Annotated in this window: 20 protein-coding genes; 8 read left to right on the top strand and 12 right to left on the bottom strand. The window is 61.1% G+C overall.

What is annotated here, in order from left to right; genetic code table 11:
- Positions 1–98: 98 nt before the first annotated feature.
- The 7 genes from AC4IHP_RS01085 to AC4IHP_RS01055 form a co-directional block, all read right to left on the bottom strand.
- Positions 99–1,031, bottom strand: coding sequence for a response regulator (locus AC4IHP_RS01085; RefSeq protein WP_041476598.1), 933 nt, complete (start codon positions 1,029–1,031; stop codon positions 99–101).
- A gap of 189 nt (positions 1,032–1,220) precedes the next feature.
- Positions 1,221–1,982: a phosphate signaling complex protein PhoU gene (gene phoU / locus AC4IHP_RS01080; RefSeq protein ID WP_016772483.1), complete on the bottom strand. Its 762-nt coding sequence runs from the start codon at positions 1,980–1,982 to the stop codon at positions 1,221–1,223.
- Between the two features lie 121 nt (positions 1,983–2,103).
- Positions 2,104–2,937: a phosphate ABC transporter ATP-binding protein PstB gene (gene pstB, locus AC4IHP_RS01075; protein WP_016772482.1), complete on the bottom strand. Its 834-nt coding sequence runs from the start codon at positions 2,935–2,937 to the stop codon at positions 2,104–2,106.
- A 101-nt stretch (positions 2,938–3,038) separates the two neighbouring features.
- Positions 3,039–4,709 carry a phosphate ABC transporter permease PstA gene (gene pstA / locus AC4IHP_RS01070; protein ID WP_016772481.1) on the bottom strand — a complete coding sequence of 557 codons (1,671 nt, stop codon included), beginning with the start codon at positions 4,707–4,709 and terminating at the stop codon, positions 3,039–3,041.
- 16 nt (positions 4,710–4,725) lie between these two features.
- Positions 4,726–7,011 (bottom strand): ABC transporter permease subunit, encoded by a 2,286-nt coding sequence (locus tag AC4IHP_RS01065; RefSeq protein ID WP_460122391.1) that lies wholly within the window; start codon positions 7,009–7,011, stop codon positions 4,726–4,728.
- A 220-nt stretch (positions 7,012–7,231) separates the two neighbouring features.
- The gene (locus AC4IHP_RS01060) at positions 7,232–8,230 is read right to left on the bottom strand and encodes a phosphate ABC transporter substrate-binding protein PstS (protein WP_016772480.1); all 999 of its coding nucleotides are present in this window, start codon (positions 8,228–8,230) and stop codon (positions 7,232–7,234) included.
- 232 nt (positions 8,231–8,462) lie between these two features.
- Positions 8,463–9,761: an MFS transporter gene (locus AC4IHP_RS01055; RefSeq protein WP_073470879.1), complete on the bottom strand. Its 1,299-nt coding sequence runs from the start codon at positions 9,759–9,761 to the stop codon at positions 8,463–8,465.
- Between the two features lie 377 nt (positions 9,762–10,138).
- On the opposite strand from AC4IHP_RS01055, the gene AC4IHP_RS01050 reads away from it, so the two are divergent.
- Positions 10,139–10,543, top strand: a complete 405-nt coding sequence (locus AC4IHP_RS01050) for an acyl-CoA thioesterase (RefSeq protein WP_003229628.1) — start codon at positions 10,139–10,141, stop codon at positions 10,541–10,543.
- Between the two features lie 57 nt (positions 10,544–10,600).
- Positions 10,601–11,500, top strand: coding sequence for a D-hexose-6-phosphate mutarotase (locus AC4IHP_RS01045; protein ID WP_490830670.1), 900 nt, complete (start codon positions 10,601–10,603; stop codon positions 11,498–11,500).
- Between the two features lie 125 nt (positions 11,501–11,625).
- Here the strand turns inward: AC4IHP_RS01045 and AC4IHP_RS01040 are convergent, their stop codons facing one another.
- The 5 genes from AC4IHP_RS01040 to AC4IHP_RS01020 all read right to left on the bottom strand — a co-directional run bounded on the left by AC4IHP_RS01040 (position 11,626) and on the right by AC4IHP_RS01020 (position 15,440).
- Positions 11,626–12,162, bottom strand: coding sequence for a DUF3299 domain-containing protein (locus AC4IHP_RS01040; protein WP_460122396.1), 537 nt, complete (start codon positions 12,160–12,162; stop codon positions 11,626–11,628).
- Between the two features lie 93 nt (positions 12,163–12,255).
- Positions 12,256–12,501 (bottom strand): GlsB/YeaQ/YmgE family stress response membrane protein, encoded by a 246-nt coding sequence (locus tag AC4IHP_RS01035; RefSeq protein ID WP_016772475.1) that lies wholly within the window; start codon positions 12,499–12,501, stop codon positions 12,256–12,258.
- Between the two features lie 111 nt (positions 12,502–12,612).
- Positions 12,613–13,695 (bottom strand): 5-(carboxyamino)imidazole ribonucleotide synthase, encoded by a 1,083-nt coding sequence (locus AC4IHP_RS01030; protein ID WP_490830669.1) that lies wholly within the window; start codon positions 13,693–13,695, stop codon positions 12,613–12,615.
- Between the two features lie 10 nt (positions 13,696–13,705).
- A complete protein-coding gene (gene purE, locus AC4IHP_RS01025) occupies positions 13,706–14,197 on the bottom strand; it encodes a 5-(carboxyamino)imidazole ribonucleotide mutase (RefSeq protein WP_007920220.1) in 492 nt (163 codons plus the stop codon).
- A gap of 334 nt (positions 14,198–14,531) precedes the next feature.
- Entirely contained in the window at positions 14,532–15,440 is a 909-nt protein-coding gene (locus tag AC4IHP_RS01020; RefSeq protein WP_122748256.1) for a LysR substrate-binding domain-containing protein, read from the bottom strand.
- 180 nt (positions 15,441–15,620) lie between these two features.
- Between AC4IHP_RS01020 and aspA the strand changes: the two genes are divergently transcribed.
- From aspA to AC4IHP_RS00990, 6 genes are all read left to right on the top strand, one after another.
- Entirely contained in the window at positions 15,621–17,045 is a 1,425-nt protein-coding gene (aspA, locus tag AC4IHP_RS01015) for an aspartate ammonia-lyase (RefSeq protein ID WP_016772472.1), read from the top strand.
- A 485-nt stretch (positions 17,046–17,530) separates the two neighbouring features.
- Entirely contained in the window at positions 17,531–18,979 is a 1,449-nt protein-coding gene (locus AC4IHP_RS01010; protein ID WP_434767165.1) for an alanine/glycine:cation symporter family protein, read from the top strand.
- Positions 18,980–19,150: 171 nt separating this feature from the next.
- A complete protein-coding gene (locus tag AC4IHP_RS01005) occupies positions 19,151–20,155 on the top strand; it encodes an asparaginase (protein ID WP_460122400.1) in 1,005 nt (334 codons plus the stop codon).
- Positions 20,156–20,327: 172 nt separating this feature from the next.
- On the top strand, positions 20,328–21,320 hold the full coding sequence (locus tag AC4IHP_RS01000) for an AraC family transcriptional regulator (RefSeq protein WP_129997975.1): 993 nt from the start codon (positions 20,328–20,330) through the stop codon (positions 21,318–21,320).
- A gap of 203 nt (positions 21,321–21,523) precedes the next feature.
- Positions 21,524–22,549 (top strand): histone deacetylase family protein, encoded by a 1,026-nt coding sequence (locus AC4IHP_RS00995; RefSeq protein ID WP_490830668.1) that lies wholly within the window; start codon positions 21,524–21,526, stop codon positions 22,547–22,549.
- A complete protein-coding gene (locus AC4IHP_RS00990; RefSeq protein WP_490830667.1) occupies positions 22,546–23,640 on the top strand; it encodes a polyamine ABC transporter substrate-binding protein in 1,095 nt (364 codons plus the stop codon). Before AC4IHP_RS00995 ends, AC4IHP_RS00990 begins: the two co-directional genes overlap by 4 nt.
- Positions 23,641–23,658 lie beyond the last annotated feature (18 nt).

Genomic DNA, 23,658 nt, shown 5'->3' with positions numbered 1-23,658 from the left:
ACACAAAGCAAAAGATCGCAGCCTTCGGCAGCTCCTACATGAGAATGCGTTCCCCTGTAGGAGCTGCCGAAGGCTGCGATCTTTTTGGGCCGCTGCGGTTACGCGCCGGGCACGAAGTGCTTTTGCGCCGTGCCCCGGGCGATCAGGCGCGAGATGTAGTCGAGCTTCTGCGCATCCTGGTCGACAAAGCGGAAGGTCAGTTGCAGCCAGTCGCTGTCGGCTTTCTGCTCGTGGGCGACGATGGCGTGCAGATAACCGTTGAGGCGCGCGATCTCGGCGTTGTCGCCCTGCTCCAGATCGAGCACGGCGCTGTCGAGGATCTGCGGCAGGGTCTCGGTGCGCTTCACTACCAGCAGCGCTTCCTTGATGCTCAGGGCCTTGATCACGCATTGCTGAGTACCGCTCGGCAGGCGCAACTGGCCCTGACCACGACCGCCCACCGGCGCCTTGGATGCACCGGGCGCCTGAACTGGCGGGCTGTTGAGCAAACCGCGCGACGGCGCAGCGGCTGGAGCGGGGGCAGCAGCGGCAGGCCTGGCCGCAGCGCCGCCGACCACGGCAGGCTTGCCGCCGGTCAGTGCGCTCAGGGAATCGTTGCCGAATGCCGAATTCATCTTGGTCGGCGCGCTGTTCATCAAGGTGTCGAGCTTGCCGACCTTGTTCAGTGCCTGCTTGACCTTGGTCAGCAGTTGCTCGTTGGTGAACGGCTTGCTGACGTAGCCGGAAACGCCGGCCTGAATCGCCTGCACGACGTTTTCCTTGTCGCCACGGCTGGTGACCATGACGAACGGCATGGTCTTGAGGTTGTCCTGCTCGCGGCACCAGGTCAGCAGTTCGAGGCCGGACATTTCCGGCATTTCCCAGTCGCACAGCACCAGGTCGAAGGCCTCTTTGGCCAGCATGGCCTGGGCCTTTTTGCCGTTGATGGCGTCCTCGGTGCGGATCCCCGGGAAGTAATTACGCAGGCACTTTTTCACCAGGTCACGAATGAACGAAGCATCGTCCACGACCAACACACTGATCTTGCTCATCCAACACCCCTATTAAAATCCCGGCAAGCATAACGCTGGCTGATGGCACATTGCCAAAACTCTTCAGTCACGCCGGGACTTTTCGTTCGCGGGTGCTGCTTTTTAATTCGCTTTCCGATCCGTATCTGCCTACGAAAAGCAGAAACAAAAACGCCCGGCCAGAGGGCCGGGCGCTTTTCTCAGGCAATCTTACTTATCGTCAGCTTCGCCCGGAACATTAGCGGTTTCAGCGCTTGTGCCTTCAACTTCTTCTTTCATGCGCTTGAGGCCCATGTGGCGCACGTCGGTGCCGCGCACCAGGTAGATCACCAGTTCGGAGATGTTGCGTGCGTGATCGCCGATGCGCTCCAGCGAACGCAGAACCCAGATGATGCTCAGCACGCGCGAGATAGAGCGCGGATCTTCCATCATGTAGGTAGCCAGCTCGCGCAGGGCGGTTTTGTATTCGCGGTCGATGATCTTGTCGTACTGCGCCACCGACAACGCCAGATCGGCATCGAAACGCGCGAAAGCGTCCAGCGCATCGCGCACCATGTTGCGCACCTGGTCGCCAATGTGACGAACCTCGACGTAACCGCGCGGGGCTTCACCTTCTTCGCACAACTGGATGGCGCGACGGGCGATCTTGGTGGCTTCGTCGCCGATACGCTCGAGATCGATCACCGACTTGGAAATGCTGATGATCAAACGCAGGTCAGATGCCGCCGGCTGACGACGGGCAAGAATGCGCAGGCATTCTTCGTCGATGTTGCGTTCCATCTGGTTGATCTGGTCGTCGATCTCACGGACCTGCTGAGCCAGGCCGGAGTCGGCCTCGATCAGCGCCGTGACCGCGTCGTTGACCTGCTTCTCGACCAGCCCGCCCATGGCAAGCAGGTGACTGCGCACTTCCTCCAGTTCAGCGTTGAACTGCGCGGAAATGTGATGGGTAAGGCCTTCCTTAGAAATCATTGTGTTCGCTCCGCAAAAGCTTTAACCAAGAGCTGCAAGCTACGAGCTGCAAGCTGAAATTTGTCGTTACGCTGAACCGTTTTGACTTGCCGCTCGCAGCTTGAAGCTCGCGGCTGTACGGTTAACCGTATCGACCGGTGATGTAGTCTTCGGTCTGCTTCTTCGCCGGATTGGTGAACAGGGTATCGGTGTCGCCGAATTCCACCAGTTTGCCCATGTACATGAACGCGGTGTAGTCGGACACCCGTGCCGCCTGTTGCATGTTGTGGGTCACGATGACGATGGTGAACTTGGACTTCAGCTCGTAGATCAGCTCCTCGACTTTCAGCGTCGAGATCGGGTCGAGAGCGGAGCACGGTTCGTCGAGCAGCAGCACTTCCGGCTCGACCGCGATGGTGCGGGCGATCACCAGACGCTGTTGCTGCCCACCGGACAGGCCGAGGGCCGAGTCGTGCAGACGGTCTTTGACCTCGTCCCACAATGCCGCGCCTTTCAACGCCCACTCAACGGCTTCGTCGAGGATGCGCTTCTTGTTGATGCCCTGGATGCGCAGGCCGTAGACCACGTTTTCGTAGATGGTCTTCGGGAACGGGTTGGGCTTCTGGAACACCATGCCGACGCGACGACGCAGCTCGGCCACGTCTTCGCCCTTGCGATAGATGTTGTTGCCGTACAGGTTGATCGCGCCCTCGACACGGCAGCCGTCGACCAGATCGTTCATCCGGTTGAAGGTACGCAGCAGCGTCGACTTACCGCAGCCCGACGGGCCGATGAACGCGGTCACGCGCTGCTTCGGGATGTTCATGCTGACGTCGAACAGGGCCTGTTTCTCGCCGTAGTACAGGCTTAGGCCCGGCACTTCGATCGCGACGGTTTCCTGCGCCAGGTCCAGGCTCTGCTTGTCGCGGCCCAGGGCAGACATGTTGATGCCGTGGCTGTGTGTTTCGTGCTGCATGGGGTCTCACTCCGTTCGTAGCTGCAAGCTTCTGGCTGCAAGCTGCAAGTTTGAGCAAAAGCGGCTTGTAGCTTGTAGCTTGCCGCTTGTGGCTAATGGCTTTAGCTGTCCAGTGCTTTGTATTTTTCGCGCAGGTGGTTGCGGATATACACCGCCGACAGGTTCAGCGTCGCGATCACCAGCACCAGCAACAACGCGGTGGCGTACACCAGCGGGCGGGCTGCTTCTACGTTCGGGCTCTGGAAGCCGACGTCATAAATGTGGAAGCCCAGGTGCATGATCTTCTGGTCCAGGTGCAGGTACGGGTAGTTGCCGTCCACCGGCAGCGACGGCGCCAGTTTCACCACACCCACCAGCATCAGCGGCGCCACTTCACCGGCGGCACGGGCCACGGCGAGGATCATGCCGGTCATCATGGCCGGGCTGGCCATCGGGATAACGATTTTCCACAGCGTTTCCGCTTTGGTCGCGCCGAGGGCCAACGAACCTTCACGCACGGTTCGCGGAATCCGCGCCAGACCTTCTTCGGTCGCCACGATCACCACCGGTACCGCCAGCAACGCGAGGGTCAGCGAGGCCCAGAGCAGGCCCGGTGTACCGAAAGTCGGTGCCGGCAGTGCTTCCGGGAAGAACAAGCGGTCGACCGAGCCACCCAGCACGTAGACGAAGAAGCCCAGACCGAACACGCCGTAAACGATCGCCGGTACACCGGCGAGGTTGTTCACCGCGATGCGGATCACCCGGGTCAGGGTGTTCTGCTTGGCGTATTCGCGCAGGTACACCGCTGCCAGCACGCCGAACGGGGTGACGATCATCGCCATGATCAGGGTCATCATCACGGTGCCGAAAATCGCCGGGAAGATCCCGCCTTCGGTGTTGGCTTCACGCGGATCGTCGGAGAGGAATTCCCAGATCTTGCTGAAGTAGAAACCAACCTTGGTCAACGTGCTCATGCCGTTTGGCTGGTAGGCATGCACGACTTTGCCCAGACCGATTTCGATTTCCTTGCCGTTGGCGTCACGGGCGGTCAAGGCGTCGCGGTTGAACTGAGCATGCAAATCAGACAGACGTGCTTCGATGTCTTTGTACCGCGCATCCAGCTCGGCGCGCTCGGACTCCATGTCCGCTTGTGCGGTGGCGTCGAGTTTGCCTTCCAGCTCGAGTTTGCGCCCATGCAGTCGGATGCGTTCGAGGCCGGCATTGATTGCGCCGATGTCGGTTTTTTCCAGCGTTTTCAGCTGAGCAGCAAGATCGTTCACACGGTCGATGCGCGCTTGCAGTTCAGGCCATGCGGCCTCGCCTTCGGCGATGACCTTGCCATCCTGTTTGACGTTGACCAGGTAGCCGTAGAAGTTGCCCCACTCACGACGCTCGATCGCCATCAACTCCGGCGGTGTGGTCTGCTTGGTCAGCCACTCGCCGACGATCCAGGTGAAGTCGTTGCCGTTCAGGTCACGGTTGCCGACCTTGATCAGCTCGCGGGTCATGAATTCCGGACCTTCGTCCGGCACTGGCAAACCGGCGCTCTTCAGACGCGCTCGCGGCACTTCTTCTTTCTGTACCACTTCGCCGATCACCAGGTGATTGGCCTGGCCCGGTACGTCGTAATGCGCGTGGATCAGGTCCGCCGGCCAGAAGTGACCGAGACCGCGCACGGCAATCACCGCCAACAGGCCAATGGTCATGATGACCGCGATGGACACCGCGCCACCGCTGATCCAGACGCCCGGGGCGCCGCTCTTGAACCATCCTTTCAGGGAGTTCTGTTTCACAGACTTCTACCTTTGCTTAAAGCGACGAGTATTTCTTGCGCAGACGCTGACGAATCAGTTCTGCCAGGGTGTTCATGACGAAGGTGAACAACAGCAGCACCAGCGCCGAGAGGAACAGCACGCGGTAGTGGCTGCCGCCGACTTCCGACTCGGGCATTTCCACCGCGACGTTGGCGGCCAGGGTGCGCAGACCTTCGAACAGGTTCATCTCCATGACCGGGGTGTTGCCGGTGGCCATGAGCACGATCATGGTTTCGCCGACCGCACGGCCCATGCCGATCATCAGCGCCGAGAAGATGCCCGGGCTGGCGGTCAGGATCACCACGCGAGTCATGGTCTGCCATGGCGTGGCGCCGAGTGCCAGCGAACCCAGGGTCAGGCCGCGCGGCACGCTGAACACGGCGTCTTCGGCGATCGAGTAGATGTTCGGGATCACCGCAAAACCCATGGCCAGACCGACCACCAGAGCGTTGCGCTGGTCGTAGGTGATGCCCAGGTCGTGGGAAATCCACATGCGCATGTCGCCACCGAAGAACCAGTTCTCCATGAACGGGCTCATGTACAGCGAGAGCCAGCCCACAAACAGGATCACCGGAATCAGCAGCGCACTTTCCCAGCCGTCCGGGACTTTCAGGCGGATCGACTCGGGCAGGCGGCTGAAGGTGAAGCCGGCGACCAGAATGCCGATCGGCAACAGCATCAGCAGGCTGAAGATGCCCGGCAGATGGCCCTCGACATACGGCGCAAGGAACAGGCCGGCGAAGAAACCGAGGATCACCGTCGGCATCGCTTCCATCAGCTCGATCACCGGTTTGACCTTGCGGCGCATGCCCGGGGCCATGAAGTACGCGGTGTAGATCGCCGCAGCGACGGCCAGTGGTGCCGCCAGCAGCATGGCGTAGAACGCGGCTTTCAGGGTGCCGAAGGTCAGAGGCGAGAGGCTCAGTTTCGGTTCGAAATCGGTGTTGGCTGCGGTCGACTGCCAGACGTATTTAGGCTCGTCGTAGTTCTCGTACCAGACCTTGCTCCACAGCGCGCTCCACGATACTTCCGGATGCGGGTTGTCGAGCAGCAGCGGTTGCAGCTTGCCGCCGGCTTCAACGATCACCCGGTTGGCGCGCGGCGACAGACCGAACAGGCCCTGGCCTTCCACCACCTGATCAACCAGCAACGTGCGGTGCGCGGTGCTGTGGAACACGCCGAGCTTGCCGCTGGCATCGAGGGCGAGGAAACCTTTGCGGCGTTCTTCGGCAGCGATTTCAACGATCGGTGTGGTACCCATCTGGAACGTGCGAATCTGCTTCAGACGCTGTTCGCCATCGGTGTCACGGGCCATGAACCACTGGGCCAGACCACCCTTGGAATCGCCGATGATCAGCGAGATACCGCCGACCAGTTGCGCGGTCGCGGTGACTTCGGCGTCGGCATTTTCCAACAGTTTGTAGCGCCCGTTGAGGCTCTTGTCGCGCAGGCTGAACACATCGGCCTGGGCACGACCGTTGACCACGTACAGCCACTGCTGGCGCGGGTCGACGAAGATGTTTTTCACAGGCTCGGTCATTTGCGGCAGATCGATGCGCGTCTGCTCGTTGGTGACTTCGCCGGTCATCATGTTTTCTTCGCTGGTCAGCGACAGCACGTTGAGTTGCGAACCGGTGGAACCAACCAGCATCAAGGTCGAATCGGTAGCGTTGAGGCTGACATGCTCCAGCGCGCCGCCGCTTTCGTTCAAGGCGATCGCAGCCTCGCCATACGGATACTCGATAGCCGGGCTAATGGTTTTCTTGCCGTCTGGGTAGCTGACTTTATAAGTGTGACGGAACACCAGCGCCTGACCGTTGGACAGGCCCACGGCCACCAGCGGATGCCCCGGCTGGTCTTCGCCGATCGATGTCACGGTGGCGCCCGCAGGCAGCGGCAGATCGACACGCCTCAATTCAGCGCCACTGTCGAGATCGAAAAACAGCGCCTGGCCCTTGTCGGACACACGCATGGCCACCTGATTCTGCTCCTCGAGCGAGATCATCAGCGGCTTGCCGGCGTCCTGCATCCAGGCCGGGGTGATCGAGTCTTTCGCAGTCAGGTCGGCACCTTGAAACAGTGGCGCAACAACGTAGGCGAGGAAGAAGAAAATCAGGGTGATGGCCGCGAGCACGGCCAGGCCGCCGACGAGGACGTACCAACGGGTGAAGCGATCCTTGAGCGCGCGGATGCGGCGCTTGCGTTGCAGCTCAGGCGTATTGAAGTCAATGCGCTTGGGAGGGGAAGTCGTAGTCATTGGGGAATTGGCCAGATCATTCATGCGCACACCCTAGCGATCCTGTATGACAGAAAGATGACAGTGCAGTGACGCAGCAAATCCGCCAGCCGGAAGTCCGGCAGCGGAGTCGAGAATTTGGTGGTTGCGGCAGCGTGCCTGCTCGTCAAAGCGTCGGGTCAGTCACATCGATGGTGCATGTGACGGCCCCTTCGCGAGCAGGCTCGCTCCCACAGGAGCCCGGCGTCAGGCCGGCCTCAGGGTGTTACTTTTTGGCGACAGCGCCGCCTTCCTGCAGACCGAGGTCAGCCAGTGCCTTGGCAGCAACCTTGGCTGGCAGCGGGATGTAACCGTCTTTCACTACCACTTCCTGACCCTGTTTCGACAGCACCAGTTTTACGAACTCGGCTTCCAGCGGGGCCAGAGGCTTGTTCGGGGCTTTGTTGACGTAAACGTAGAGGAAGCGCGACAGCGGATACTTGCCGTTCAGGGCGTTTTCTTCGGTGTCTTCGATGAACTCGCCACCTTCTTTCTTGGCCAGGGCGACGGTTTTCACGCTGGCGGTCTTGTAGCCGATGCCCGAGTAGCCGACGCCGTTAAGCGAGCTGCTGATCGACTGCACCACCGACGCCGAACCTGGTTGTTCGTTGACGTTTGGCTTGTAGTCGCCTTTGCACAGTGCTTCTTCCTTGAAGTAGCCGTAGGTCCCGGATACCGAATTACGGCCGAACAGCTGGACCGGCTTGTTGGCCAGGTCACCGGTCACGCCCAGGTCACCCCAGGTCTTGACGTCAGCTTTGGCACCGCACAGGCGCGTCGAGGAGAAGATCGCATCGACCTGAGCCATGGTCAGGTGCTTGATCGGGTTGTCCTTGTGCACGAACACGGCCAGGGCATCCACGGCAACCGGGATCGCAGTCGGCTTGTAGCCGTACTTCTGTTCGAAAGCCTGCAGCTCGTTGTCCTTCATCTTGCGGCTCATCGGGCCCAGGTTGGCGGTGCCTTCGGTGAGTGCAGGTGGCGCGGTGGAAGAACCGGCAGCCTGAATCTGGATGTTGACGTTCGGGTATTCTTTTTTGTAGTTCTCAGCCCACAGGGTCATGAGGTTGGCCAGGGTATCGGAACCGACGCTGGACAGGTTGCCCGACACACCAGTGGTCTTGGTGTAGCTCGGGATAGCAGGGTCAACAGCGGCGAACGCGTTGGCAGTCGCAACGCCAGCAGCGACAAAAGTCATTGCCGCCATCAAACGCTTCAGTTTCATGCCTTACTCCTAGCAGATAGGGTGTGTTAAGTCGGGGCCAAGTATCAGCAGGCCATGTGAACACTCTATGGCTGAAATATGACAATTGGATGAAAGGCCAGCATCCGGTTTTACTGAGTGATTTGTGCTGCCCCAATCGCGAGCAGGCTCGCTCCCACAATGGAGTGCATTCCAACTGTGGGAGCGAGCCTGCTCGCGAAGAGGCCGGTATTGGTGGAGCAGATCCCAGGCGTTAGCGCCCCTTCTTCCACAGCCACGCACCCACCACAATCCCCATTCCGCACAGCACCGCTACATAGTAAGCAGGCCCCATCGCGCTTTCTTTCAGCAGCAGGCTCACCACCATCGGCGTCAAGCCACCGAAGATCGCGTAAGCGACGTTGTACGAGAACGACAAGCCACTGAAGCGAACCACTGGCGGGAACGCTTTGACCATCACGTACGGCACCGCGCCGATGGTGCCGACCAGCAGACCGGTCAGCGCGTACAGTGGGAACAGCCAGTCGGGGTGGTCGGCGAGGCTGTGATAGAAGGTCCAGGAGCTGATCAGCAGGCCGAGGCAGCCAAAGACGAAGACGCGGCCGGCGCCGAAGCGGTCGGCCAGTGCGCCAGCACCAATGCAGCCGAGGCTGAGGAACACGATGGCCAGGCTGTTGGCTTGCAGCGCCGTGGTCGGCGAAAAGTGGTAGACCGTTTGCAGCACGGTCGGCGTCATCAGGATCACCACGACGACGCCAGCCGACAGCAGCCAGGTCAGCAGCATCGAAATGGCAATGGCGCCGCGATGATCACGCAGTACTGCGCGCAGCGGCACTTCTTCGGCCAGTGCCTTGCGCAATTGCAGTTCGGCGAAGACCGGTGTCTCGTGCAGCCAGCGACGCAGGTACACCGAGAACAGGCCGAACACGCCGCCGAGCAGGAACGGGATCCGCCAGGCGTAATCCGACACTTCGGCTGGCGTATAAATGCTGTTGATCGCCGTGGCGACCAGCGAGCCGAGGAGGATGCCGGCCGTCAGGCCGCTGGTGAGCGTGCCGCAGGCATAACCGATGTGCTTTTGCGGTACGTGTTCGGAAACGAAGACCCACGCCCCCGGCACTTCACCGCCAATCGCCGCGCCCTGGATCACCCGCATCAGCAGCAACAGGATCGGCGCCCAGATGCCGATCTGCGCGTAGGTCGGCAGCAGGCCCATTATCAGGGTCGGCACGGCCATCATGAAAATGCTCAGGGTGAACATCTTCTTGCGCCCCAGCAGGTCACCGAAATGCGCCATGACGATGCCGCCCAAAGGACGCGCCAGGTAGCCGGCAGCAAAGATGCCGAAGGTCTGCATCAAGCGCAGCCACTCGGGCATGTCGGCCGGGAAGAACAGCTTGCCGACGACGGTGGCGAAGAAGACGAAGATGATGAAATCGTAGAACTCCAGCGCCCCGCCGAGGGCGGACAGCGACAGAGTCTTGTAGTCATTGCGGGTCAACGGTCGTGCGGGTTGCTCGGGCTGCGCGAGGCTCGAAGGCGCTGTGGTCATGGCAAGGGCTTCTCTTATAGTCGAATCTGTCGCCACAACAACGCTGGCGGTGGCTCGGACAGGTTCGGCACCATAGCAAATTGTTCGAAAAAGCACATAGAGGCGCGTAATTGACGGTCGAAATCAGAACCGGGTGGTCGTCGCGGGGTCTATCGACCGATATACTCGCCACCTGCGCAGGATTTGTAAGAGGTTACTGTGCGAAAACGTTGTTGGCCCGTCCTTTGCTCGGGATTTAGCCTTTTTCGCAGAGTTTCCCTTTAGGCGCCTGATGGAAAACGTGACGAACGCAGTGTGTTCGGTGTTGAATCGTTTTTCTTGAAGACGGCTACCACCCGCAATACCCACGAAGAGTCACGGGTCAGAGGCCCCTCGGCATGATAGAGCTCGAACAAGAAGATCCGATTCCACAGGGCGACCTGGCCCTGCAAATCACCGCACTTCCGCGTGAAACCAACGGCTTTGGCGATATTTTCGGCGGCTGGCTGGTCGCGCAAATGGATTTGGCCGGCACTGCCATGGCCAGCCGGGTTGCCGGTGGCCGCGTCGCCACTGTCGCCATCGACCGCATGGCGTTTCTCGTCCCGGTCGCCGTCGGCGCGCAGTTGTCCTTTTATACCCAGACCCTGGAAATCGGTCGCAGCTCGATCCAGATGATGGTCGAAGTGTGGAGCGATGACCCACTCTCCAGCGAATGGCGCAAGGTCACCGAAGCGGTTTTCGTTTTCGTCGCCATCGATGGCAGCGGTCGCACCCGTTCGGTGCCACCACGCGCGCGTTAAACCTCGCGGCCGTTTTGCGGTCGATAGTCGTCCCCAGTGTCTGATCGAGAGTTGCCCATGAACACGCCCAACGTTGAAGCCGTGAAACAGGATGAACTGAACTGCTGGCGCATCCGCCACGGCAAGGCCGAAGTGCTGGTGGCCCAGCAAGGCGCGCACATCCTCAGTTATCAGATCGACGGCCAGCCGCCGATCATCTGGCTCAACGACAAGGCCGAGTTCAAGACCGGCAAGAGCATCCGCGCCGGCGTGCCGGTGTGCTGGCCGTGGTTCGGCAAGTTCGAGCGCAACCCGAGCAGCGTGCAGGCCATGTACACCGGCGAGCAGCCGGCCCCCGCGCACGGTCTGGTGCGGGCGATGGACTGGGAGTTGGGCAACATCGAATCAGAGGCTGACGGCATCAAGGTCGAGTTCAAGCTGCCCTACCCGGAAGGTGGCCTGCCGGGCTGGCCCCACGAGGTCGACCTGACCCTGACCCTGCATCTGGCGGATCAACTGCATTACAGCCTGACCAGCCATAACCGTGGTACTGACACCGTCACGCTGAGTCAGGCGCTGCACACCTATTTCGCCGTGAGTGACGTGCGCAATGCGCATGTCGACGGCGTGGCCGGGCTGGATTACATCGAGACCCTGGACGACTGGAACACGGCCAGCCAGAGCGGCGATCTGCATTTCGCCGGCGAGACCGACCGCATCTACCTCAATGCTCCGCCGCAATTGAGCATCGTTGATCCGGCCTGGGAACGACGCATCGTGCTGACCTCGACCGGTTCGCGCACGGCGGTGATCTGGAACCCGTGGATCGACCGCGCCGCCGCCCTGCCGGACATGGACAACGATGGCTGGCAGCGCATGTTGTGCATCGAGACGGCCAATGTGATGGATGACATCGTCACGCTGGCGCCGGGCGCGAGTCATACCATGGGCGTCAGCGTCGCCGCTACGCCGCTCTAACCAACGCCGCAAAACCTATTGTGGGAGGGGGCTTGCTCCCGAAGGCGGTGTCTCAGTCGACGAAACCATTGACTGACCCACCGCCTTCGGGAGCAAGCCCCCTCCCACATTGGTTTGCGCAGGTGTCACAGATCAGCTTCCTGCACCACCCGCACCTTCTCAGCCTCCAGCGCATACGCCGCGTCCGCCAGGTCATTGCTGACCTTTTCGACTTTCAGCGTGCCGGTCACCCACAGCGGTGTGTAGATGTCGTCCAGCTTCAAGCCCTTGGGATATCGCACCAGCACCAATTGATTCGGCGGCGGTGGCGGCACGTGGATGCACGCGCCCGGATACGGCACGAGGAAGAACAACGTGCTGCGACCCTTGGCGTCGGATTCCAGCGGCACCGGGTAACCACCGATGCGGATGTGCTTGTCGTTCATCGACGCCACGGTTTTGGTCGAATACATCACCGCCGGCAGACCTTTGGCCTGCTTCATCCCGCCCTTCTCGGTGAAGGTGCCGTTGGCTTCGGGGGAGTTGTGGTCGATTTCAGGCATGGCCTCGAGGGCCTTTTGATCCGACTTGGGCATCAGTTCCAGCCAGTCGGTTTCCGGCAGTTCGCCGGCGTGGGCGAGATAGCTGCCCAGCAAGAGGAGAGTCAACAGAAGACGGCGCATGAAGGTGCTCGGCAGGCAAAGGAATGGACGGTGAGTCGCCGCGCATTCTAGCCCTCCCGGCCGCGATGGCCGAGAGGGCTTTGTCGCTTTCGATCAGTTCTTTTTGATCAGACCGTAGATCACCAGCAACACGACAGCGCCGACCAGTGCGCCGAGGAAACCCGCACCCTCGCCCGCCTGATAGATGCCCAGAGCCTGGCCGCCGTAGGTGGCTGCCAGCGAACCGCCGATACCGAGCAGGATGGTCATGATCCAGCCCATGCTGTCATCGCCCGGTTTCAGGAACCGAGCCAGCAGGCCGACGATCAAGCCGATAAAGATGGTTCCGATAATTCCCATGGCATTTCCCTCTGATTTGGAAGATATGCGAAAGACTAGCCAGTGTTTCGCATCCTGCCATGAGAGAACGGCGGCGCCTGAATGGTTCCGCCGCTGCCACATGAAACTGGTTTACTCGGCGATCAGCGCTTGGACCTTGAGGATCTGCGCCTGCAGCGTGGCCATGTCGGCGCAGCGCAGGTTGGCATGGCCGACCTTGCGTCCGGCCTTGAACGCTTTGCCGTAGTGATGCAAATGGCAGTCTTCGATGGCGATGACTTTTTCCACCGGCGGCACTACGCCGATGAAGTTGAGCATCGCGCTCTCGCCGACCTTGGCGGTCGAACCCAGCGGCAGGCCGGCCACGGCACGCAGGTGGTTCTCGAACTGGCTGCACTCGGCGCCTTCGGTGGTCCAGTGCCCGGAGTTGTGCACACGCGGGGCGATTTCGTTGGCCTTCAGGCCACCGTCGACTTCGAAGAACTCGAAAGCCATCACGCCGACATAGTCGAGGTGCTTGAGCACACGGCTGGAATAATCTTCCGCCAGCGCCTGCAACGGGTGATCGGTGCTGGCGACCGACAGCTTGAGAATGCCGCTGTCGTGGGTGTTGTGCACCAGTGGATAAAACTTCGTCTCGCCATCGCGGGCACGCACGGCGATCAGCGACACTTCGCCGGTGAACGGCACGAAGCCTTCCAGCAGGCAGGCAACGCTGCCCAGTTCGGCGAACGTACCGGCCACGTCTTGCGGCTTGCGCAGGACTTTCTGGCCCTTGCCGTCGTAACCCAGGGTGCGGGTTTTCAGCACGGCCGGCAGACCGATCGAAGCGACGGCGGCGTCCAGATCGGCTTGCGACTGGATGTCGGCGAAGGCCGGCGTCGGAATGCCGAGGTCCTTGAACATGCTCTTTTCAAACCAGCGATCGCGGGCGATGCGCAGGGCTTCGGCGCTCGGGTAGACCGGCACGAACTGCGAAAGAAACGCCACGGTTTCGGCCGGGACGCTTTCGAATTCGAAGGTCACCAGATCGACTTCATCGGCCAACTGGCGCAGATGATCCTGATCGCCGTAATCGGCCCGCAGGTGTTCGCCCAGCGCGGCCGCACAGGCGTCCGGCGCGGGGTCGAGAAAAGCGAAGTTCATCCCCAGCGGAGTGCCCGCCAGGGCCAACATGCGACCCAACTGGCCGCCACCGATTACACCGATCTTCATCTCAACAACCTCAGGCAATACGTGGGTCTGGATTGTCCAGGACGCTGTCTGTCTGCTCGGCACGGAAGGTTTTCAGTACCGCGTGAAATTGCGGGTGCTTGGCGCCGAGGATGCTCGCCGAAAGCAGCGCGGCGTTGATTGCGCCAGCCTTGCCGATGGCCAGGGTGGCAACCGGAATGCCCGCTGGCATCTGCACGATCGACAGCAGCGAATCGACGCCCGAGAGCATGGCCGACTGCACCGGCACGCCCAGCACCGGCAGGTGGGTCTTGGCCGCACACATGCCTGGCAAGTGGGCGGCGCCACCGGCACCGGCGATGATCACCTCGATGCCGCGGCTTTCAGCCTCTTCGGCGTACTGGAACAGCAAATCCGGGGTGCGGTGGGCGGAAACCACCTTGACCTCGTACGGGATGCCGAGCTTTTCCAGCATATCGGCGGTGTGGCTAAGGGTGGACCAATCGGACTTGGAGCCCATGATCACGCCAACCAGTGCACTCATCGTCGCGCCTCTTCTCTCTGGAGCGCCCGCAGGCGCGTCATAAAACAACAAGCCACGCAGGTTGCGTGGCTTGATTGTACGAAAAATGGCCGGACGTGCCGGCCGAAGGCCGCGCAGTATACCGCAAAGAAAGCAATAAACAGCCCCCGAAACGACCATCTGTCAAATGAGCGAAACGCCCGGTTTTATTGACCTTGAGGTCAGCGAAAGAACACCGCAAAAATCCCCCTGTGAGAGCGAGCCTGCTCGCGAAAGCGTTGTGTCAGACGTACCTCAGGGCCTGACACTGCGCATTCGCGAGCAGGATCGCTCCCACATTCGATCTTCATCAGCTTCAAGTGTTTTGGGCAGCACCGCCTTCAAGCTTGCGCCACAGCAACCGGACGTTGGCCTTGCGCACCAGGGCGCAGCGGTACAGACGGATCTCCAGTGGCACATGCCATTGCGGGCCGCCGCACACCACCAGCTCACCGCGGGCCAGTTCGGCACGTACGCTCAGTTGCGGCACCCAGGCAATGCCGAGGCCTTCCAGCGCCATGCTTTTCAGGCTGTCGGCCATGGCGGTTTCGTAGATCGTGGTGAAGCGCAACTGGCGCTGGCGCAGCAAGCCGTTGACCGAACGCCCGAGAAACGCCCCGGCGCTGTAAGCCAGCAACGGCACGCTCGCCTCGCCTTCCAGATCGAACAACGGCTTGCCATCCAGATCCGCCGCACACACCGGCAGCATCTCGGTCTGGCCGAGATGCAACGATGGGAAGATTTCCGGGTCCATCTGCATCGCCGAATCCGGGTCGTAGAACGCCAGCATCAGATCGCAGCCACCTTCGCGCAGTGCATGCACGGCGTCGCCAACGTTGGTTGCCACCAGTCGCGTGGCAATGTTCAGCCCTTCGTTGCGCAACTGGGCGATCCAGCGCGGGAAAAAGCCCAGCGCCAGCGAGTGCGCCGCAGCAACTTGCATCACTTCGCCCTGCCCGCCTTCCAGATGATGCAGATGGCGCAGCACTTCACCGAGTTGTTCGACCACGGTGCGCGCGGTCACCAGAAACAACTGCCCCGCCGCCGTCAGTTCGACCGGCGTGCGCGAGCGATTGACCAAGGTCAGCCCCAGCGCAGCTTCGAGACTGCGGATCCGCCGACTGAACGCCGGTTGGGTCACGAAGCGCCGTTCGGCTGCCTGCGAGAAGCTGCGGGTGGCGGCCAGGGCACTGAAGTCCTCGAGCCATTTGCTTTCCAGATTCATCACGTCCTCCCGGACACGCACCAAAACAGGTCACACGTCTGCCGCACAGGCGGCGTCACATGGGCATTATGCCGAATGTGCATAGGCCAGCGCTTAACAGCATTGGCCCAAAAATCACCACAAGCCTAGCATTCGCAGCGTTCCGGCACAGACCGGGTCCTTATCGAGATGATTTCTATCATGTCCTCCGCTGCATCTTTCCGCACAGAAACCGACCTGCTTGGCGCCCTCGAAGTACCGGCCCATGCGTATTACGGCATCCAGACCCTGCGAGCGGTGAACAACTTCCGCCTCTCGGGCGTTCCGATTTCGCATTACCCGAAACTGGTTGTGGGCCTGGCGATGGTCAAACAGGCCGCCGCTGACGCCAACCGCGAGTTGGGTCACCTGAGCGAAGCCAAGCACGCTGCCATCAGCGAAGCCTGTGCCCGATTGATCCGCGGCGATTACCACGAAGAGTTCGTGGTCGACATGATTCAAGGTGGCGCCGGCACGTCCACCAACATGAATGCCAACGAAGTGATCGCCAACATTGCTCTGGAAGCGATGGGCCACGAAAAAGGCGAATACCAGTACCTGCACCCGAACGACGACGTGAACATGGCGCAGTCGACCAACGACGCTTACCCGACGGCGATCCGCCTGGGTCTGCTGCTGGGTCACGACGCGCTGTTGGCCAGCCTCGACAGCCTGATCCAGGCCTTCGCGGCCAAGGGCAAAGAGTTCGACCACGTCCTGAAAATGGGCCGTACCCAACTGCAAGACGCCGTGCCGATGACCCTCGGCCAGGAATTCCGCGCCTTCGCCACCACCATGGGCGAAGACCTGGCGCGTCTGAAGACGCTGGCCCCGGAACTGCTGACCGAAGTCAACCTGGGCGGCACCGCCATCGGCACCGGCATCAACGCCGACCCGCGTTATCAGGCTCTGGCAGTTCAGCGTCTGGCATTGATCAGCGGCCAACCGCTGGTACCGGCCGCCGACCTGATCGAAGCGACCTCCGACATGGGCGCGTTCGTGCTGTTCTCCGGCATGCTCAAGCGCACCGCAGTCAAGCTGTCGAAGATCTGCAACGACCTGCGCCTGCTGTCCAGCGGCCCACGCACCGGCATCAATGAAATCAACCTGCCGGCGCGTCAGCCAGGCAGCTCGATCATGCCCGGCAAGGTCAACCCGGTGATCCCGGAAGCCGTGAACCAGGTGGCGTTCCAGGTCATCGGTAACGACTTGGCGCTGACCATGGCAGCCGAAGGCGGCCAGCTGCAACTGAACGTGATGGAGCCGCTGATCGCCTTCAAGATCCTCGACTCGATCCGCCTGCTGCAACGCGCCATGGACATGCTGCGCGAGCACTGCATCGTCGGTATAACCGCCAACGAAGCGCGCTGCCGTGAACTGGTCGAACATTCGATCGGCCTGGTCACCGCACTGAACCCGTACATCGGCTACAAGAACGCCACCCGCATCGCCCGTATCGCTCTTGAAAGCGGCCGCGGCGTGCTGGAACTGGTGCGCGAAGAAGGTCTGCTCGACGAAGCCATGCTCGCCGACATCCTGCGCCCGGAAAACATGATCGCCCCGCGTCTGGTTCCGCTCAAAGCCTGAGCCGACGCGAATTTGCAGCACCGCTCACCAGGTCGAGGGACTAGACACCTCTCACCTTTTGAGGGCTTGGGGATTTTGTCCCCGAGCCCTTTTTTTTAACTTCTTTGCGGGCAGGACGTTAGATGCTTTGTGTATTCGATACCGCCAAGATCGCAGCCTTCGGCAGCTCCTACAGGATTGACGTACACCTGTAGAAGCTGCCGAAGGCTGCGATCTTTTGATTTTGCAGCAACCTCGTTTCGTCGCTTGCACCACTACCGTGCAGACGGGCGCGCCACTGATCGGTATAGTGCCGCCCCTCTTCGCGTGAGCGGTCGTCGGTAACGAGGCCATAACCCATGCGAAACCCGAACTAATAACAAAACCCGCGATATGGATCCGGGACGAAACCTTCGCCTCGCCCGTCGTGCCGCGTGCACGCCGGTGTAACACGATGTTTCTCCGATCCAGCATTTGCACCCACAAAAAACAGCGAGGAAAAATCCATGCTCGAAGTCATCAACGACTTCCTCTCAGGGAAAGTACTGATCGTGCTCATTGTCGGGCTCGGTAGCTACTTCACGATTCGCTCGCGTTTCGTTCAACTGCGTCATTTCTTCCACATGTTCGCGGTGTTCCGCGACAGCCTCAAAGGCAGCGCCGGGCAACTCAGCTCGTTCCAGGCCTTGATGCTCAGCCTCGCCGGCCGCGTCGGTGCAGGCAACATTGCCGGTGTCGGCATCGCCGTGACCCTCGGTGGTCCGGGTGCGGTGTTCTGGATGTGGGTGACCGCACTGGTCGGCATGTCCAGCAGCTTCTTCGAGTGCACCCTGGCCCAGGTCTACAAGCGCGCCGATGGCGACGGCCTGTACCGTGGCGGCCCGGCCTACTACATCCAGCACGGGCTCAAGCTCAAGGGCATGGCGATAGTGTTCTCCGTTCTGCTGCTGGTCACCTACGGCTTCGCCTTCATCGGTCTGCAGTCCTACACCGTGACCCACTCGCTGCAGAACGCCTTTGACTTCAACCCACAACACACCGGTATCGTCCTCGCGGTGCTGCTGGCCATCACCTTTATCGGCGGGATCAAGCGCATCGCTTCGGTCTCCGACCTGCTGGTACCGATCAAGACCCTGGCCTACATCGGCGTGACCCTGTACGTGATCGGCACCCAGATCGAACACGTACCAGCCATGCTGGAAACCATCTTCAAGAGCGCCTTCGGCCTCGACCCGGCGTTTGCGGGCCTGCTCGGTAGCGCCATTGTCATGGGCGTGAAGCGTGGCGTGTTCGCCAACGAAGCGGGCCTGGGCAGTGCGCCGAACGTCGCCGCTGTGGCTGCGGTGAAACACCCGGGCGCGCAGGGCGTGGTTCAGGCTTTCAGCGTGTTCCTCGACACCTTCGTGATCTGCACCTGCACCGCGCTGCTGATTCTGCTGTCGGGCTTCTACACCCCGGGCTTCGAAGGTGACGGCATCGTCCTGACCCAGAACTCGCTGGCTGCCGTAGTCGGTGACTGGGGTCGCATGTTCGTCAGCGTCGCGCTGTCGCTGTTCGTCTTCACCTGCATCCTCTACAACTACTACCTGGGCGAGAACAGCTTGCAGTTCCTCAGCCGCAACCGCGCCCTGCTGATGCTGTTCCGCGGCCTGGTGCTGGCGCTGGTGGTGTGGGGTTCGATGCAGGACCTGACGACGGTATTCGCCTTCGCCGACATCACCATGACCTGTCTGGCTTTCGTCAACCTCGTGGCCCTGGCCATGCTGTTCAAGGTCGGCCTGCGGGTGATGCGCGACTACGATGAGCAGCGTCGCGCCGGCGTCAAACAGCCAGTGTTCGACTCGAGCAAATTCGCCGATCTGGATCTGGATCGCAACGCCTGGCCGGTCAACCCGCCAGCAGCGGCGGGCCAGACTGAAGCTGCGCCGCAAGGCGTACCTGCAGCGCAACGCTGACAGGTGAATGACGGGCGCATCCCCTGCGCCCGTCAGTTATTGTGATGCAATAACCTGTAGGAGCGAGCCTGCTCGCGATGAAGGACTTTCAGCCAACATCATTGTTGAATGACACACCGCATTCGCGAGCAAGCTCGCTCCCACAGGGCCCTCATCGTTTCGGAGAATCCTATGAGCTCGTCGACCTATCCCGCCGCCCAACACATCATGGTGCTCTACACCGGTGGCACCATCGGCATGCAGGCCAGCGCCAACGGTCTGGCCCCGGCGTCCGGCTTCGAAGCGCGGATGCGCGACTATCTGCACAGCCAGCCTGAGCTGGTAGTGCCGCAGTGGCAGTTTCGGGAAATGTCGCCGCTGATCGACAGCGCCAACATGACCCCGACCTATTGGCAGCAACTGCGCGAAGCGGTGGTCGATGCCGTCGATGTGCAAGGCTGCGACAGCGTGCTGATCCTGCACGGCACCGACACCCTTGCGTACAGCGCGGCGGCGATGAGTTTTCAATTGCTCGGGCTGCACGCGCGCGTATGTTTCACCGGCTCGATGTTGCCGGCGGGCGTGACCGACAGCGATGCCTGGGAAAACCTCGGCGGCGCGCTGGTCGCTCTCGGCCAGGGCCTGGCGCCGGGCGTGCACCTGTACTTCCACGGCGAACTGCTGGCGCCGACCCGCTGCGCGAAAGTGCGCAGCTTCGGCCGCCATCCGTTCAAACGCCTGGAGCGTCAGGGCGGTGGTGTGAAAGCGCCATCGATTCCAGCCAGTTTGAGCTACAGCCAGCCCAAGCAACTGGCCAAAGTCGCGGTGTTGCCGCTGTTTCCCGGCATCAGCGCCGAAGTCCTCGACGGTCTTCTCGACAGCGGCATTCAAGGCCTCGTGCTGGAATGCTACGGCAGCGGTACCGGGCCGAGCGACAATCCAAAGTTCCTCGCCAGCCTTGGCCGCGCACGGGATAACGGCGTAGTCGTGGTTGCAGTGACGCAATGCCATGAAGGCGGGGTTGAGCTGGATGTCTACGAGGCTGGCAGCCGCTTGCGGGGTGTTGGCGTATTGTCCGGTGGCGGCATGACGCGAGAAGCGGCGTTCGGCAAGCTGCATGGGTTGCTGGGTGCCGGGCTGGAAACGGCTGAAGTGCGACGACTTATCGAACTGGATTTGTGCGGCGAACTGATCTGATCTGTCACAACGCAAATCCCCCTGTGGGAGCGAGCCTGCTCGCGAAAGCCATGACACATTCGGCATTCGTGTGGCTGACAAACCGCATTCGCGAGCAGGCTCGCTCCCACAAGGGATTTTTGTACGGCATATAAATTGCTGCGTTCCAGCCACCCTCAGGCTGGAAGATCCCATGCTCCACTCCCACCTCACCACCCTCAACGCGGTCTCACTGATTCTCAACACCTTCAAGGCCGAAGGCCTGTCGAGCGAGGCGTTGCTGGCTGGCAGCGGCATCGTGGCGGCGGATCTGCAGCGCGCCGATACGCGCATCACCACCCATCAGGAGATGCAGGTCTGCACCAATGCAGTGGCGCTCAAACGTGACATCGGCCTTGAGTTGGGCCGACGCATGCACGTGTCCTGTTACGGCATGCTCGGTTACGCCCTGCTGACCTGTGCCACCTTCGGTGACGCTTTGCGGCTGGCGATCCGTTATCCGGCGCTGTTGGGCACATTGTTCGAACTGAGCCTGGAAGACGATGGCGAGCAGGTCTGGTTCGTCGCCGCCGACTATCGCGAAAGCCCGGCCATGGCGGTGTTCAATGCCGAATTCTGTCTGGTGTCGCTGAAAGTCATCTGCGACGACTTGCTCGGCCATTCCCTGCCACTGCGCGCCACACGCTTGGAACATGCCGCACCGGACTACCGCGCCAGCTACGCTGAACCCTTCAACTCGCCGCTGCATTTTTCGGCCAAGGACAACGCCTTCGCCTTCGACCGCCACTGGCTCGATCAGCCGCTGCCGCTGGCCGACGCGATCACCCATCAGGCCATGGCCGAACGTTGCCGCAAGCAGAATCTGGAGTTCACCGGACGTCAGGCCTGGCTGGGACGGATTCGGCAGTTGCTCAGCGCGCAACTGAACGCCGCGCCGGGCCTGGAGGGGTTGGCGCAGCAGATGAAGTGCTCACCGCGTACCTTGCGCCGACATTTGAAAGACATGGGCAGCAGCTATCAGGAACTGCTCGATGAACTGCGCTTCGAGCGGGCCAAGCAGATGTTGTGTGAGGATCAATTGCCGATTTATCGGATCGCCGAGACGCTGGGCTTCAGCGAGACCGCGAGTTTTCGCCATGCGTTTGTGCGCTGGAGCGGCGTGGCGCCGAGTCAGTTCAGATCCTGAAGATCAAAAGATCGCAGCCTTCGGCAGCTCCTGCAGGGATCGGTGCAGGAGCTGTCGAAGACGGCGATCTTTGATTGTGAGGGGCGAATTGCGGTCAGAGGTTTTGGCCATATCGATCCCCTTTTGGCCGCTCGCAACGTTTTCCGATTCGCCCGGCGCCGCAACACTGAAACCCACCGAATCAGCCTTGCGGAGAACAACAAATGCTGACGATCTACTCAGACGATCACCACCTGCACCATGGCCGCTGCGAACTCATCGATGGCCAGCTCAAGCCGTGCTTCGAGATGCCGTCGCGTGCCGACCACGTACTGCAACGCGTGCACAAGCAAAACCTCGGGGCGGTCGAAGCGCCGAAGGATTTCGGCCTGGAGCCGATCGCGCGCATTCACAGCCGTGATTATCTGGAATTTTTCAAAGGTGCGTGGGATCGCTGGACCGAGTTCAACACCGACGGCGACTTGCTGCCCTACACCTGGCCGGCGCGCACGCTGCGTGCGATCAAACCGACCAGCCTGCACGGCCAGCTCGGTTATTACAGCTTCGATGGCGGCGCACCAATTACCGCCGGTACCTGGCAAGCGGCCTACAGCGCAGCGCAAGTGGCCCTGACCGCACAAGCAGAAATCCAGCGTGGCGCCCGCGCGGCCTTCGCCCTGTGCCGCCCGCCGGGACATCACGCCGCCAGCGATTTGATGGGCGGTTATTGCTACCTCAATAACGCCGCCATCGCCGCTCAGGCCTTTCTCGATCAGGGGCACCAGAAAGTCGCGATCCTCGACGTCGATTACCACCACGGCAACGGTACCCAGTCGATTTTCTATGAGCGCAGCGACGTCCTGTTCACTTCGATCCACGGTCACCCGGAAGCGGAGTTTCCGTTCTTCCTCGGCTATGACGACGAGCGTGGCGAAGGCGCCGGTGAAGGGTTCAATTTCAACTATCCGCTGCCGGCCGGTTCCGGCTGGGATGTCTGGAGTGCAGCGCTGGATCAGGCCTGCGACGAGATTGATCGCTACGGCGCGGACATCGTTGTCGTCTCCCTCGGCGTCGATACGTTCAAAGACGACCCGATCTCGCAGTTCAAACTCGACAGCCCGGATTACCTGGCCATGGGCAAGCGCATCGCCGCCCTTGGCAAGCCGACCCTGTTCGTCATGGAAGGTGGCTACGCCGTTGAAGAGATCGGCATCAACGCAGTGAACGTGCTGGAAGGTTTTGAACAATGAACAAGCGATTGATCGCCTCGGCACTGTGCGCGGCCCTGCTCAGCGCTGGCGCCCACGCCGAAGAACGCACGCTGCGCGTTTATAACTGGTTCGACTACATCACGCCCAAGGCGCTGGACGACTTCAAGGCACAGAACAGCCAGACCAAGCTGATCTACGACATCTTCGACACCAACGAAGCACTCGAGGCCAAGCTGCTCACCGGCAACTCAGGCTATGACGTGGTAGTGCCGTCGAACGTGTTCCTCGCCAAACAGATCGAGGCCGGAGTATTCCAGCCGCTGGATCGCAGCAAGCTGCCGAACTGGAATCACCTCGATCCGAAACTGATGAAGCTGATCGAGGCCAATGACCCGGGTAACAAATTTGCCGTGCCGTACATGTACGGCACCATCCTGATCGGCTTCAACCCAGACAAGATCAAGGCAGCGCTGGGCGACAACGCGCCGGTGGACAGTTGGGACCTGATCTTCAAGCAAGAGAACATCAGCAAGCTCAAGCAGTGCGGCGTCGCCCTGCTCGATTCGCCATCGGAGATTCTGCCGCTGGCTCTGCAACACCTCGGCCTCGACCCCAACAGCAAGAAGCCGGCGGATTACGCCAAGGCCGAAGCGCTGCTGATGAAAATCCGCCCCTACGTGACCTACTTCCATTCCTCCAAATACATGGCCGACATCGCCAACGGCGACATTTGCGTGGCCGTCGGTTATTCCGGCAGCTTCTCGCAAGCGGCCAACCGCGCCAAGGAGGCGAAGAATGGTGTGGTAATAGACATGCGCTTGCCAAAAGAAGGGGCGCCGATCTGGTTCGATATGCTCGCGATTCCCAAAGGTGCGAAGAACACCGAGGACGCTTACACCTTCATCAACTATCTGCTGCAACCGGCGGTGATCGCACCGGTCAGCGATTTTGTCGGCTACCCCAACCCGAACAAGGACGCTACCGGCCTGGTCGATCCCGCCATTCGCAACAACCCGAACCTGTACCCGACCGACGCGGCCATGAACACGCTCTACACCTTGCAACCGCTGCCTCGCGATGCCGAACGCGCGCGGACGCGGGCCTGGAGCAAAATCAAATCCGGAACCTGATTCCCACAGCGCATCCGG

The sequence above is a fragment of the Pseudomonas sp. UF-293 genome, assembly GCF_058245595.1.
The sequence above is the reverse complement of the archived record's forward strand: the minus strand, read 5'-3'. Positions and strand labels throughout refer to the sequence as shown.